The sequence below is a fragment of the Pseudomonas fluorescens genome, from assembly GCF_902497625.1.
Lineage (GTDB): Bacteria > Pseudomonadota > Gammaproteobacteria > Pseudomonadales > Pseudomonadaceae > Aquipseudomonas > Aquipseudomonas fluorescens_BQ.
Genome location: NZ_CABVGX010000002.1, coordinates 223157 through 236764, shown reverse-complemented (window position 1 = coordinate 236764; position 13608 = coordinate 223157). Strand labels below are relative to the sequence as shown.

The window sequence follows — 13608 nt, the reverse complement described above, 5'->3', positions numbered from 1 at the left end:
ATTTTGAGCTCCTGGACAACACAGCGCCTGGCATCAACGTGGATTTTCCGGCTTGTATCCCAATCGCAAACCGCCCCAATGCCGACCCTTCACGGTGATCGGCACGGACAGGTCGTGCATCAATTCGCCGGTGTCCCGAGTGTAGGTCTGCAGTAGCACCGCCTGCTGATGACTGCCGCAGCGAATGCCCGTGCGATCGGCGAATTTTCGTTTGGTGCGGTTTTGCAGGGTATCCACCTGCACATCGCCGGTCAGCGGCTGGCTGAACACTTTGTTGTGCGTAGGCACATAACCTTGCTGGGTGCAGGCAATCGCGAATACCAGGCCTTCGTGCCGCGGCAGCAACGGTTCCTGGATCGCCGGCAAAACCTGGTCGGTATAACGATCAAAACGCGTCTGGAATTTTGCCGGGCTGGTGTTGGGAATGGTCAGGTAATTACGATCGAACAAGTCGTCGAGGCTAACGCGGCCTTCGTCGATATCCGTCTCAAAACGCCCCGCGATCTGATTCGCCCCTTCCCGGGCCAGGTCGTAGATTCGCTGGTGGTAATCATCCAGGCCGACTTCGGCGAGGCGCTCGCTGATGGTTTCGGCCTGGCCTTCCATCTGCACTGCCGCCTCCGCCAGGCGCCGGGTCTGTTGGTCGCTGATCGCAAGGTCGCTGCGCATCTGTTCGATGGCGTGAAACAGACTGTCAAGTTGCTCGCGATTGGTATTGGCACCGTTGGCGATTTCGCCAACCTGACGCTCAACCCCCGCCGCCAGACGCGCGATGTTGTGCAGATGCGCACCAGTGCGTTCAACCTGCTCGACACCGGTGTCGAGGTCGCTGGACAGCTGGCGAATCTGCTCGACGACTTGTGCCGTGCGGTGCTGAATATCCGCGACCATCTCCCCGACCTCACCGGTCGCAGTGGCGGTACGCGCCGCCAGTCCACGCACCTCATCGGCCACCACTGCAAAGCCACGACCGTGCTCCCCTGCCCTGGCAGCTTCGATGGCTGCGTTCAACGCGAGCAAATTGGTCTGGCTGGCGATGGACTGGATCACCAGCGTCACTCGCTGGATATCGTCGCTGCGCACGCTGAGCGCTTCGATCAATTCACGACTGCCGTTGGCACGCTCGCTGAGCTGATGCATGCGCGTGATCGATTCGCTCAGCTCGGCGCTGCCGGCCGCGCTGCTTTTATGCGCTTCACTGGCCGCACTCAACGCGTCACGACTGAGGCTCGAGGTGGCCTGTTCGGTGGCGATCATCACTTCGGCGTTGCTGACAATCCGCGCCGCCGCGTCGAGTTGCGACTGCAGTTTGTCGGCCAGTTGCCGCACCGAGAAGGCAACGCCGGCAGCGGACAGTGCGTTGTGACTGGTGGTGCAGGAAAGATCACGCGTCAGCTCGGCCAACGCGCTTGCGCCACCGTCGTAGATTTGTTCGGGAGCTGCGCGCGCGCGCAGTCGGGGCAGCCAGACAATCACGACCGCCAGTGGCAGCCCGACATAAAGCGGCCAGTTCCCCAGCGCCATGCCGCATAACAACAGAACCAGGGCGATGCTTTGCAGCGTCGGTGACAGCCAGCGGTCTTTCGCGACAAGCGTTGGTGCAGGCACGGCCGAAGCCAGAGATCCGTCTCTCGTCATTTTCGTCACCCCACGTCGTTTGTAATTGTTGTCTACGCATTAAACGCCACTACAACGCCATTATCCATGGTCCGTTAGTCGCGGGCCTTGCAGGTCAACAAACCCGACAGCACTTTTCTGCAGACAAAAAAAAGCACCGCGGGCAAGCCTCATTCCTGAAGGAGTGGCTCGCCCGCGATGCGGGGCGTTACGACATCAAGCCTGACGCTGGTGCTTGTCGATCTGTTCGTGACGCTCTTGAGCTTCGATACAGTACTTGGTGGTCGGGCTGATCAGCAGACGCTTGAGGCCGATTGCCTCGCCGCTGTCGTCGCACCAGCCGAAGCTGTCTTCCTTGATGCGCTCGAGCGCCTGTTCCAACTGAGGCAGCATGCGCTGATCGCGATCGATCGCGTTCACCAGCCAGGTGCGCTCTTCTTCTACAGAAGCAGCGTCAGCCGGGTCGGCCGGCGTATCCAGGCTCTCGATGGCGATGCGATTCTGTTCGATACGCTCGTGGGTTTCGACTTTCATGTTCTGCAACAGCTCGGAGAAAAAAGCATGTTGCTCGGCATTCATGTAGTCATCCGCCGGCATGGCCAGCAACTTGTCCTTTGTCATTGATATCTCTATAAAAAAACGTGCATTAAGGCGAATTAGGGAGCGATCCGGCAGACCAGGTATGGCCAGCGGAAAGGCGCCGTTTATTCCAAGCGCCACCCGGCACTCAATTTACGAGGGGCGGCAGTCTAAGGCCGAGTCGAGGCCCCAGCAACTGAAAACTCAGCGAATTTGTCCGACAAAGCCCGGAAACTGCTCTATGGCAACCGCTGCGGTGATTATCGGAGTGCGTTTATAGCAAGAAATTCAACCAAACGGCTGTATATAGAAGACAAACGGCTCGGCGTGCAGGGATTATGGCGGCGTTGGCAGATGGATGAACCGCAAGTGCCCGGCGGTCGCACAATTCGCGGCGGCTTACAGGGCTCACTCCCTTGGCGCTGCACGTTCAATGCAGAAGCGGTTTTGCTCGCGAAGGCGGATCATCTGCATCAGTCTGCCTGCAGCCTACCCATAAAAAAGCCGCTTCCACCAAAGGCGGAAGCGGCAGAGGCACGAGCCTCAGAATGATCTTAGGTCAGCAATGCAATCAGGATGATGATCGGGATTGGAATGCCGAGGAACAGTAGAAGTAATGAGCGCATGGGAGTTCTCCTGATTAACGAACTTGAGTCGGGGTCACGTAGGCGTCTGTTTCAACGTACTCAACCGCATCCCGACGACGACCACCAAAGGTTGCAGCGAAACTGGCGAAGAAGGCACCGATCAGCAGTGCGACGAACATCCACAGTGCAGTCATGGCAGCGACCTTCGCGGCGGTGTCAGCAGCTTCCTTGGCGGCCTGCTTGGCGTCAGCGATAGCTTTCTGAGTGCGGGCGTAGACTTCGTCGACACGACGTTCAGCATCAGCCTGGCTCAGGTTAGTACGTTGAGCGACCAGTTGCGCCAGATAGGTACGGTCTTCGGCAGACAGCTGGCCGTCGTTCAGGCTCTGAACGAAGATACGAGTCACGGTGCTGCGGGCAGCGTCATCGCTGACAGCGGCAGGACGATCATCGCGGAACAAGGTATCGACGAAGTAACCGTACTGATCGCTGTCGGTGTTGCTGGCGGCGGTACCGGCTGCCTGAGTGGCTGCACTGGCGGCGCCGCCGACTGCGCTGGCGCCGGCTTGCACACCACCACTGACGATGCTGCTGACCGAACCGACCACCAGAGTAGCGGTTACCAGTGTGGCAACGCACCAGGCCAGAAAGCCATGCGCGGTATCGCGGAAGTAAACTTCATCACCGTGCATGTTGGCCCACTTCACCCGCAGGCGGCCGGCGATGTAACCGCCCAGACCCGATGCGACGATTTGCGTAAACGCCAACCAGATGATGGTGGAAATGCCCAGGCCTTTAGCGCTGACGCCCTCGTTGGCCCAAGGGGAAACTGCCGAGAAGCCCAGGCCGAAGCCGAGCAACACCAGGATCAACGACAACGCCGCTGCAGCGGCGGCCCCTGCGAAAATCGCGCCCCACGACACGCCGGATCTGGCGTTCGATTCTTCTGCGGCAGGATAGAAACCATCCGAGGATCTAATCATTGTTTGTTGCTCCAGGCAGGAAAGATGCTGTTACATGTTGTTAAAAGGTTGATTGCAGCCAGCGTGCCAATTTAGATCAACTAATAAACCCATATTTTTCAGTCACTTAGATATTTTGAACTTCCCGCTACCATGCAATTTGCAAGAATTCACTCTGAGCAGCGGGTTTTATGCACTGAGAAAACCATGGCATTCCATGAAGTTTTTTTCAGGAATAAAGCGGTGATTTGCAGGCAAAATGTCGAGCACCTTTTGTGAAATGCAAATCAGGCCATCCATGACCCGTATCTTGACCATCGAAGACGACGCTGTGACCGCCCGGGAGATCGTCGCCGAATTGAGCAGCCATGGTCTTTGCGTCGACTGGGTCGATAATGGCCGCGAAGGGCTGACGCGGGCGGTTAGCGGCGACTATGACCTGATCACCCTGGATCGCCTGTTGCCCGGGCTGGATGGCCTGGCCATAGTCACGACGTTGCGGACCATGGGAGTGACCACGCCGATTCTTATGATCAGCGCCCTTTCTGATGTCGACGAGCGCGTGCGCGGGTTGCGCGCTGGCGGTGACGATTACCTGACCAAGCCGTTCGCCACCGATGAAATGGCTGCCCGGGTCGAAGTCCTTCTGCGCCGACAGAGCACCGTCACCGCGCAAGCCACTACGCTGCGGGTCGCGGACCTCGAGCTGAACCTGATCAGCCATGAAGCCAGCCGCGCCGGTCAGTTGCTCACGCTGCTGCCCACCGAATACAAACTGCTGGAATTCCTGATGCGCAATAGCGGACAGATCCTGTCACGGATGATGATATTCGAGGAGGTCTGGGGTTATCACTTCGACCCCGGCACCAACCTGATCGACGTCCATATCGGTCGTCTGCGCAAGAAGATCGACCCGCCCGGCAATGCCCCACTGATCCGCACTGTGCGAGGCTCGGGTTATGTCATTGCCGAACCCCTCTAACGGCTGGCGCTCTTCCAGCAGCCGTCTGCTGGGGCTCTACAGTTCGCTGTTCGTGGTCTGGAGCGCAATCCTGATGGGGGTCATGTATTACGAGGTGTCTTCATATCTGGACAACCTCGCCAAACATTCGCTGATGCAACGTCAGCATTTGTTTTCACGTTTCTCCGGCGAGCAATTGGTTGATGCCCTCGCCGTCAGCATGACCTTCGACATCCGTGGCATCGACGCCTACGGCCTGTTCGATGCCGAGCACCGCTACCTCAGCGGCGCCTTGCGCGAGATTCCCCAAGGCCTGCCGCTGGACGGCAAGATCCATATGCTCAGCGACTGTGCCGATTCCGATGATCCGACGTTGCCCAGGGACAGCTGCGACGCTGTGGCCACTCAGGCCAAAGACGGGCGCTGGCTGATACTGATGCGCGACAACGGCTCGCTGTTTGCGGTGACCCGGATCATCCTCCATGCCTTGCTCTGGGGCATGAGCCTGACCATCGTCCCGGGCATCGTCGGTTGGCATCTGTTGCGCCGCCGGCCTTTGCAGCGCATCCGCGCGATTCAGGCCAGCGCCGAAGCAATCGTTGCCGGTGACCTGACCCGACGTTTGCCCCTGTCCAGTCGCCGTGACGAACTCGACATGCTCGCCGCCATCGTCAACGCCATGCTGGAACGCATCGAGCGACTGATGAATGAAGTCAAAGGGGTCTGTGACAACATCGCCCACGATTTACGCACCCCGCTGACCCGTTTGCGTGCACAGCTTTACCGGATTCAACAGCAGGCCGAAGACGGTTCGCCGCTGGCGTTGCAGCTGGAGTTGGTGCTGGCTGAAGCAGACACATTGATGGCACGCTTTCGGGGATTGTTGCGCATCTCCGAGCTTGAGGACCGGCAACGGCGTTCGGGTTTTATGCAGCTGGATCCGAAGCCGTTGTTGCAGGAACTGCACGATTTTTATCTGCCACTTGCTGAAGAAGGCGACCTCGTTTTCCGTCTGCAAGTGCCCGATATGTTGCCGCCGCTGTCCGGTGATCGCGCGTTGTTGTTTGAGGCGGTAGCGAATTTGCTGAGCAACTCGATCAAGTTCACCCCGCCGGGGGGCGAAGTGATTTTACGAGGGGTTGACGAAGGTGGGTCGACGCGAATCGAGGTGCTCGATTCTGGCCCGGGGATTGCGAAGGCGGAACGCGAGGCGGTGTTCCAGCGCTTTTACCGCGCCGATGGTGGCAACTCGCAGACGGGATTTGGCCTGGGTTTATCGATCGTTGCGGCGATTGTCAGCCTGCACGGGTTTACGCTGCAAGTAGGGACGAGTGAACTCGGCGGCGCGCGGCTGGTGCTGGATTGCCAGCAACGTCCGATTGCCTCGACCTGACTCCTGTCGACTGTCCGCCGTGGGAGCAAACGTTGCTCGCGATGGCGGTCGCACATTCATCATCGGCCTCAACATCGCCATCGCCATCGCCAGCAAGCCGGCTCCCACGGATTTGAGTCGCAAGACTCACGGACAACCACAAAACCTGTGGGAGCTGGCTTGCCAGCGATGGCGGTGGGTCAGACATATATCCGCCAGCTGTTCCACCGCAAGCGCGAGCAAGCTTGCTCCTGCGGGCCGTTGTGACGATCAGCCCGGGTAATTGGCTCGAAGGGCCTCAAGCCCGCCCTGATAAATGCCGCTGAATAACGCCACTACCTCTTCTTCGCTCACGCCCTGCGGTGCAAAACGCCCCGACCAGGTTACGCGAGCGCCGTCGCCTTGAGTCTCCACGAGAATCGTCGCCAGATAATCCGTGGCCGGGAAAGGTGCTTGTACGATCGAATAGCTGTAGGTTTTCGCCGCGTCATCAAAGGTGCGCAGACGCTCCACCACCTCGGCGCCATCCGCAGTCCGCAGGCTGCGCACTCGACCGCCTTCGCTCAGTTCGCTTTGGGCAATGAACGGCAGCCAGTCCGGCAGCGAATTGAAGCCACCGATCAATTGCCACACTTTATCGGCTGAAGCCGGAATATCGATCGTCGCTGATGCAGTCGCCATAAATGTCTTCTCTCTCAATACTTGCAATAGATGAACTGGAAATTCAAATCGCCATGCTGTCGACGACACCACCATCAACACGCAGGGCCGCACCCGTGGTGGCCGAGGACAATGGCGAGGCGATATACGCCACCAGGTTCGCAACCTCTTCCACTTGCGCCACGCGCTGAATGATCGACGTAGGGCGAGCCTTGCGCACAAACGCATCGGCTTCTTCCTGAACGCTGAGACCCGACGCAGCGGTAGCGCTCTTGAGCATCTGCTCCAGGCCATCGGTCAAGGTCGGCCCGGGCAGAATCGCATTGACCGTCACACCGGTGCCGGCCAGCCGCTTGGCCAACCCATGGGACACCGCAAGGTTAGCGCTTTTGGTCACGCCATAGTTGAGCATATCGGCAGGGATTGCGATGCCGGACTCCGAGGACAGGAAGATCACCCTGCCCCACCCTTGCTTGACCATGCCGGGCGCGTAATGTCGCGACAAACGCACGCCGGAGATGACGTTGACTTCGTAAAACCGCGTCCACTCACTGTCCGCTGTATCGAAAAAATCCACCTCGTTGAAGATTCCGAGGTTGTTGACCAGGATGTCGGCTTGCGGCTCTACGGCGAACAATTGCTCGGCGCCTTCCGCCGTACCGAGGTCGGCGGTCACGCCACGCAACTGGGCGCCTGGCACGCTTTGGCGAATGCTTGCCAGGGCCTGCTCGACCTTGCTCGCGTCGCGCCCGATCACCACCACCGTTGCGCCGGATTCGGCCAGTGCCTTGCTGATGCCCAGGCCGATGCCTGCGGTGCTGCCGCTGACAATGGCCAGTTTTCCGCTCAGATCAATCTTCATGCTCAAGCTCCTGTTGTCGGTAACGGCGCGCGCTCGGAGACCAGTTTCGCCTCGCGCAGCGCCTGCCAGAATGCTGCTGGAATGACTGCCGACAATGCCGCGACATCTTCAGCGATCCGCCCTGGACGACTGGAGCCCGGGATCACTGCTGCCACCGCCGGGTTGGCTGACGAGAATTGCAGCGCTGCTGCTTTGATGTCTACACCATGTGCCGCAGCGATGCGTTTAATCTGCTCGACCTTGTTGACGATCGCCGGGCTGGCTTTCTGATATTCGAAATGCGCACCGCCGGCAAGGATGCCCGAGCTGTATGGACCGCCAACCACGATCTCGACGTTCTGCGCCAAGGCCGCGTCCATCAACCGCTGCAACGCGCGGTCGTGGTCGAGCAGGGTGTAGCGACCGGCCAGAAGAAAACCTCCGGCTGCGCTTCAGTAAGATCGAGGGTCAACTCACAAGGCTCAACCTTGTTCACGCCCAATCCCCAGCCCTTGATCACGCCCTCTTCGCGCAACCGGGTGAGCACTTTGAACGCACCAGTACGCGCCTGGTTAAAGTATTCAAGCCATTGATCACCGTAGAAATCCTGCGCAATGTCATGCACCCAGACGATGTCGAGGCGGTCGGTTTGCAAACGCTTCAAGCTGTCCTCAATCGAGCGCAACGTCGCATCGGCGCTGTAGTCGTTGACGATTTTGTTCGCACGACCGTGCTCGAATACTCCGCTTTTCTCACCCAGATTACGGGCCGCGGCATCTTCGATCTCATCGAGGATCACCCGTCCGACCTTGCTGCTCAGCACGTAATCGTCACGCTTGTACTGAGACAACGCAGTGCCCAGGCGGATCTCGGACAGGCCCGAGCCGTAAAATGGCGCGGTGTCAAAGTAGCGCACGCCGGCATCCCACGCCGCGTGCACGGTGGCCTGCGCCTGTTCTTCAGGAATGGCGCGGAACATGTTGCCCAGAGGCGCAGTGCCAAAACCGAGTGCACCGGGCAGTTTGTCTTTCAGACTCATGATTCAATCCTCGTATATGACCGTTGAGCAGATCGTAGATTGCGAGAGTCGGACCGTCCAAGACATAATCTGCAGCACTTGAGTCCCCATAGGTCTGACATGATCGACATCCGCCAATTGCGCTATTTCGTCGCGGTCGCCGAAGAAGAACACGTCGGTCGCGCCGCTGAACGCCTGCACATTTCCCAATCGCCGCTCAGCCGGCAGATCGCCCAGCTTGAAGAGCGCCTGGGCCTGACCCTGTTCGAACGCAGCCAGCAACGCATCCGCCTGACCCGTGACGGCCAGACGTTCCTCGCCGAAACCCGTGCCCTGCTGACTCACGCCAATCGCCTGGAATCCCTCGGCAAACGCCTGGGTCGCGGGGAAGAAGGCGGTCTGTGCATCGGCTACATCGAGAACGCCATGCACGCCGGCGTCTTGCCGAACGCGTTGCGAGTGCTGCGCGCCGATCGGCCGAGCGTGCATGTCGCGCTGTACAACCTGAGCTCTGCGGAGCAACTCGAGGGCCTGCGTCAGCGTAGTCTCGATATCGCGCTTGTCAGCGAACCGCCGGTCGGTGACGACCCGGACCTGCTGGGCTTTCAGGTGCTGGACGACCCGATGTTGCTGGCCCTGCCCGAGCATCATCCGCTGGCGCAGCAGTCAACACTGACACCTGCGGACCTGGCGCATCAGGAATGGATCGGCGTGCAGCATCGCCAGAATGCAGCCAGCCGCGACGATTTCTTCAGCGCCTGTATTCGCGCCGGTTTCACCCCGGACATCCGCATGGAGGCCAGCGAACCCTTTACCGCGCTGGGCCTGGTGGCGTCGGGACTCGGCGTCGCAATGATCCAGAAAGGCCTGAGCCGCAACGCACCGCCGGGTGTGGTCTTGCGGGAAGTGCCGTGGATTTCCTTCACCACACCCCTGTGGGCTGCGTGGCACCGGATCAATCTTCGACCGTTGGTGGAGACGTTTCGCAAGGTGTTGACGGAGTGAAGCCTGGTCATTCGAGCCTGCGTGACTGCGGGTTTTCCTGCTTTACTGAACAGACCCTGAAGTCTGCGAGTGGCCCGCCATGAACCGCAACGACCTGCGCCGTGTGGACATGAACCTGCTGGTGATTTTCGAAACCCTGATGTTCGAGAAAAACCTGACCCGCGCCGGGGAAAAGCTGTTCCTCGGCCAGCCTGCAGTCAGTGCCTCACTGGCGAAACTACGTGATCTGTTCGACGACCCTTTGCTGGTGCGCAATGGTCGCAGTCTGGAGCCAACACCCCGCGCACTGGCGATTCTCAAGGAACTGCAGCCGGCGATGGACACTATCTCCGGTGCGGTCAGTCGGGCCAAGGATTTTGATCCATCGACCAGCCGTGATGTATTCCGCATCGGCTTGAGCGACGATGCCGAATTCGGCCTGTTTCCACCGTTGCTCAAGCAGATCCGTGAAGAGGCACAAAACGTTGTGGTGGTGGTGCGCCGGGTGAATTTCCTGCTGATGTCATCGATGCTCGCCAGCGGCGAAATTTCTGTCGGGATCAGCTACACCACGGAGTTGCCGGCCAATGCCAAGCGCAAGAAACTGCGCGACCTGAGCGTGAAGATCCTGCGCGGCGATGACCGTCCGGGTGCGCTCACCATGGATGACTATTGTGAGCGTCCGCATGCGCTGGTGTCGTTTTCCGGGGACCTGAGCGGGGCGATCGACAGTGACCTTGCGCGCATCGGCCGTTCGCGGCGAGTGGTGCTGGCAGTGCCGCAATTCGCTGGCTTGCGCGCTTTGCTTGCGGGCACCGATATGCTTGCCACCGTGCCGGATTACGCCGCGTGTGCGCTGATCGAAGGCAGCAGCCAGTTACGCGCCGACGATCCGCCATTCGACATTGTGCTGTCGGAACTGTCCATGGTCTGGAACGGCGTCAACGATAACGATCCGGCAGAACGTTGGTTGCGCTCGCGTATTTACCAACACATGTCGGCTCCATTACCGGTCGATTGAGTGAGCCGAAAGCACCAGGATCGGCTTCGCGCAAGTACACCGGCAAGTCAGTCACCGGCGGCATGGCCGGTATCTCGAAATACATCTGAATCACCCAGCCACGGTGATAGCTGGCGTGATTGACCACGTGCATGAGCATCGCGCCAGCGCTCATGGTACCGCGCTCGCCGGAAACAAAAGCGAATTCGACCGGATGGTCCAGCGATGCATCGGTCTGCCGGGCCGTCCATTTGCAGTACCACTGATCGATGTCATTTTGCGCCAGGCGCAGCTCTGGCAAATGCGGGTGGAGCAAATCGTGTGAGGTCTCGAAACCGTGGTGACGTCCTTGCAGGTGTGCCTGCCAGATGCAGTCCACGACGTAGATATGATTGAGGGTGCCGATCATGTTCTTGAACACCGAGACGCGCTCTTTATTGACCTCACCCGGCGGCAGGGCTGCCAGGCTATCGAAAAGGCGCCGGTCGGCCCAGCGTTTGTAGTCAGTCAGCATGCGGGCAGTGCGTACGTTGATCATTGCAGGTATCCCATGGTGATGGGCGCACTGCCAAGCATAGCCCGCATGACGCCTGCCGGCGCAGAGGCTGACCATCGGTCGGGATTTATTTACGTGATGTGAAGGCTTGTAACCTGCCCGCCCAAATGCCATAAAACCCGGAAATCCTGCCGGTTGCTTCGGCGCATCGGGAATTTTCATGAACGACCTCAGACCTGGCTCCCCTCTCCCGACGCGTTCAGTGGTCTTCGTTGCCTTTCCGGAAATGGGCCTGCTTGACCTGACGGGTGCGCAAACAGTTTTCTGGGCCGCATCCAAAGCCATGGCCGCGCGCGGTTTGCCGGGTTACGAGCGGCATACGGCGAGCCTCACTGGCGGCATGATTCAGACAGCTGAAGGCCTGGCGGTGGAAACCCGGGCCTTGAGTGAGTTCGCTGGTCAGTCGATCGACACGCTGATGGTGCCCGGCGCGCCTGACATTCTTCAGAACGTCGACCAGTGTACCGAGCTGATTGCCTGGCTGAAATCAGCATCAGCTGACGCCAGGCGAACGGCCTCGGTGTGCAGCGGCGCATTTCTGCTGGCACAGGCAGGCCTGCTCGACGGCCGACGTGCAGCGACGCACTGGTTGATGTGCGATGTACTCAAGCGGGATTTTCCGCTGATTGAGGTCGACAGCGACGCGATCTACATTCAGCAGGGCTCGGTGTGGACATCGGCCGGTGTCAGTGCTGGCATCGACCTGGCGTTGGCACTGGTGGAAGCCGACTGCGGCCGTGAAGTGGCACTGGAAGTGGCTCGCGAACTGGTGGTATTCCTCAAACGCCCCGGAGGTCAGGCGCAATACAGCCAGCTACTGCAAGCGCAAACCGGCGACAGCGCCGCTTTCGACGACTTGCACCTGTGGATAGCGCACAACCTCGATCATGCCAACCTCTCGGTCGACACACTGGCCCAGCAGGTTCAAATGAGTCCGCGCAATTTCGCTCGTGTTTATAAAGCGAAGACCGGACGCACGCCGGCCAAAGCCGTAGAAGTATTACGGCTGGAGGCGGCCCGGCGGTTGCTGGAAGAATCCGAACGCAACATCGACCAGATAGCCCGGCAGTGCGGCTTCGGCGATGAGGAACGAATGCGCTTTACCTTCCAGCGTAATTTGGGCGTTTCGCCACGGGAATACCGTCGGCGATTTTCGCGGTGATGCAGTTGGCAAAATTGATTATTTGTGTGGTCTGGAACTACAGACCTGCAGAATCGATCCTAAGCTATGTAATACATCCCTTACGCTTCATGCTGTCGGAGGACACCGTCATGCGCCGTCTGTTACTCATCTCTTCGCTCGTGCTGTGCTTGCCAGTGAGTTCGGCCATGGCCGATGTGGACGCAAAAGATGTCGCCACGTCGGCGGGTGTCTCGGCGTCCCTGTATTCGACGTTCAAGGATGACAAAATGATGATCCCCGCTCGTGATGACGCTTCCAGTTTCGTGGCCAGTGGCGGCACGATTCGCGGCGTTTACCTGGAGTCGGTAATGCAGGACATTCGTCAGAAAAACCCGGGGTTGACGGCCAGCGACGAAGAACTGGCTCAAGCCATTCTCGCGCAATAACGTCATCCGTCCGCCGTCGTATACGATCCAGTAGGAGCAAGCTTGCTCCTACTGCGGGTCTGCGGCGTACAGGTGATTGGCGGTCGTATACGATTCCAAAGGAGTAAGCCTGCTTGCGAGGCGGCCGGCACAGACAGCATCAAGTGGCCTGTCCCACCGCCATCGCAAACGTCGCCTGCGAGGCTACCGGTTTTAATCCATACGGTTTGGGGTGAGGCGTAGTTGGCCGTCGGAATCTGTGGCCGTGCTGACCGATGCGTAATCGGCAAGCGTCGCATGCGTGGTTTCAAGAGGGTGAACATGGGTCGAGGTGATAATGACAAGGTCTGCACCTGCCGCTTCGGCCGCCTGAATACCTACAGTTGCATCCTCGAAGATAAGACAGTCCGTTATTCCGACGCCCAGACGCTGTGCAGCGAGGTTGTAACCAGCGGGATCAGGCTTGCCGGCACTGACGTCTTCGGCGGTAATCATTACCGCAGGCTCGGGAATGCCAGCTGCAGCCATTCGACGCAGCGCCAGCGATCTCGGCGCAGACGTCACAATGGCCCACCCGTGCGCAGGCAACGACCGCAGAAAAGTTGCCCCATTCGCCACTTCAACGACGCCCTCCACATCTTCGATTTCCGCGTCGGTAACCCACGCCGCTTCCGCTTCGGCATCTATACCGGGCAGCGCCAGTCGGGTGATCGTGTCGATGGCCCGCGCACCGTGAATAGTTGGCAGGAATGACTCGACGTCAACGCCATGGCGCAATGCCCAGGTAGTCCAGATGCGCTCCGCAGCAGCAATCGAATTGAGCACGGTACCGTCCATATCAAACAGAAACGCGCGGTAGGACTTACTGAAAACAGATGCATTAGCTGACAAGAGCGGACTTCCTTACGCAAGAGACGGACAAC

Annotated in this window: 13 protein-coding genes and 1 pseudogene; 6 read left to right on the top strand and 8 right to left on the bottom strand. The window is 59.3% G+C overall.

From position 1 onward, the window contains the following. Positions 1 to 33 precede the first annotated feature (33 nt). From F8N12_RS02455 to F8N12_RS02445, 3 genes are all read right to left on the bottom strand, one after another. Positions 34 to 1257, bottom strand: coding sequence for a methyl-accepting chemotaxis protein (locus F8N12_RS02455; RefSeq protein WP_412072127.1), 1224 nt, complete (start codon positions 1255 to 1257; stop codon positions 34 to 36). Between the two features lie 576 nt (positions 1258 to 1833). Continuing rightward, positions 1834 to 2238: a TraR/DksA family transcriptional regulator gene (locus F8N12_RS02450; protein WP_007907888.1), complete on the bottom strand. Its 405-nt coding sequence runs from the start codon at positions 2236 to 2238 to the stop codon at positions 1834 to 1836. A 598-nt stretch (positions 2239 to 2836) separates the two neighbouring features. Continuing rightward, the gene (locus F8N12_RS02445) at positions 2837 to 3766 is read right to left on the bottom strand and encodes a hypothetical protein (RefSeq protein ID WP_150579009.1); all 930 of its coding nucleotides are present in this window, start codon (positions 3764 to 3766) and stop codon (positions 2837 to 2839) included. 277 nt (positions 3767 to 4043) lie between these two features. Between F8N12_RS02445 and F8N12_RS02440 the strand changes: the two genes are divergently transcribed. Next, on the top strand, positions 4044 to 4727 hold the full coding sequence (locus F8N12_RS02440) for a response regulator transcription factor (protein WP_150579008.1): 684 nt from the start codon (positions 4044 to 4046) through the stop codon (positions 4725 to 4727). Then, complete coding sequence (locus tag F8N12_RS02435) at positions 4705 to 6099, top strand: sensor histidine kinase (protein WP_150579007.1); 1395 nt, start codon at positions 4705 to 4707, stop codon at positions 6097 to 6099. The genes F8N12_RS02440 and F8N12_RS02435 overlap by 23 nt, the downstream gene beginning before the upstream one ends. 249 nt (positions 6100 to 6348) lie before the next feature. Here the strand turns inward: F8N12_RS02435 and F8N12_RS02430 are convergent, their stop codons facing one another. The 3 genes and pseudogenes from F8N12_RS02430 to F8N12_RS02420 all read right to left on the bottom strand — a co-directional run bounded on the left by F8N12_RS02430 (position 6349) and on the right by F8N12_RS02420 (position 8618). Beyond that, positions 6349 to 6759, bottom strand: coding sequence for an SRPBCC family protein (locus tag F8N12_RS02430; RefSeq protein ID WP_150579006.1), 411 nt, complete (start codon positions 6757 to 6759; stop codon positions 6349 to 6351). A 43-nt stretch (positions 6760 to 6802) separates the two neighbouring features. Next, positions 6803 to 7600, bottom strand: coding sequence for an SDR family NAD(P)-dependent oxidoreductase (locus F8N12_RS02425; protein WP_150579005.1), 798 nt, complete (start codon positions 7598 to 7600; stop codon positions 6803 to 6805). A 2-nt stretch (positions 7601 to 7602) separates the two neighbouring features. After that, positions 7603 to 8618: pseudogene (locus F8N12_RS02420) on the bottom strand (aldo/keto reductase). A 99-nt stretch (positions 8619 to 8717) separates the two neighbouring features. Here F8N12_RS02420 and F8N12_RS02415 point away from each other — a divergent pair. Both F8N12_RS02415 and F8N12_RS02410 read left to right on the top strand, forming a co-directional pair. Further along, a complete protein-coding gene (locus tag F8N12_RS02415; protein ID WP_150579004.1) occupies positions 8718 to 9602 on the top strand; it encodes a LysR substrate-binding domain-containing protein in 885 nt (294 codons plus the stop codon). 79 nt (positions 9603 to 9681) lie between these two features. After that, complete coding sequence (locus F8N12_RS02410) at positions 9682 to 10602, top strand: LysR substrate-binding domain-containing protein (RefSeq protein WP_150579003.1); 921 nt, start codon at positions 9682 to 9684, stop codon at positions 10600 to 10602. Here the strand turns inward: F8N12_RS02410 and F8N12_RS02405 are convergent. Continuing rightward, entirely contained in the window at positions 10523 to 11119 is a 597-nt protein-coding gene (locus F8N12_RS02405) for a DinB family protein (protein ID WP_150579002.1), read from the bottom strand. The two genes, F8N12_RS02410 and F8N12_RS02405, sit on opposite strands and share 80 nt — an antisense overlap. A 178-nt stretch (positions 11120 to 11297) precedes the next feature. On the opposite strand from F8N12_RS02405, the gene F8N12_RS02400 reads away from it, so the two are divergent. Next, complete coding sequence (locus F8N12_RS02400) at positions 11298 to 12299, top strand: GlxA family transcriptional regulator (protein WP_150579001.1); 1002 nt, start codon at positions 11298 to 11300, stop codon at positions 12297 to 12299. A gap of 110 nt (positions 12300 to 12409) precedes the next feature. Further along, positions 12410 to 12706, top strand: a complete 297-nt coding sequence (locus tag F8N12_RS02395; RefSeq protein ID WP_150579000.1) for a DUF2388 domain-containing protein — start codon at positions 12410 to 12412, stop codon at positions 12704 to 12706. 192 nt (positions 12707 to 12898) lie between these two features. On the opposite strand, the gene F8N12_RS02390 is transcribed toward F8N12_RS02395, so the two are convergent. Further along, a complete protein-coding gene (locus tag F8N12_RS02390) occupies positions 12899 to 13576 on the bottom strand; it encodes an HAD-IA family hydrolase (protein WP_150578999.1) in 678 nt (225 codons plus the stop codon). Positions 13577 to 13608: the final 32 nt, after the last annotated feature.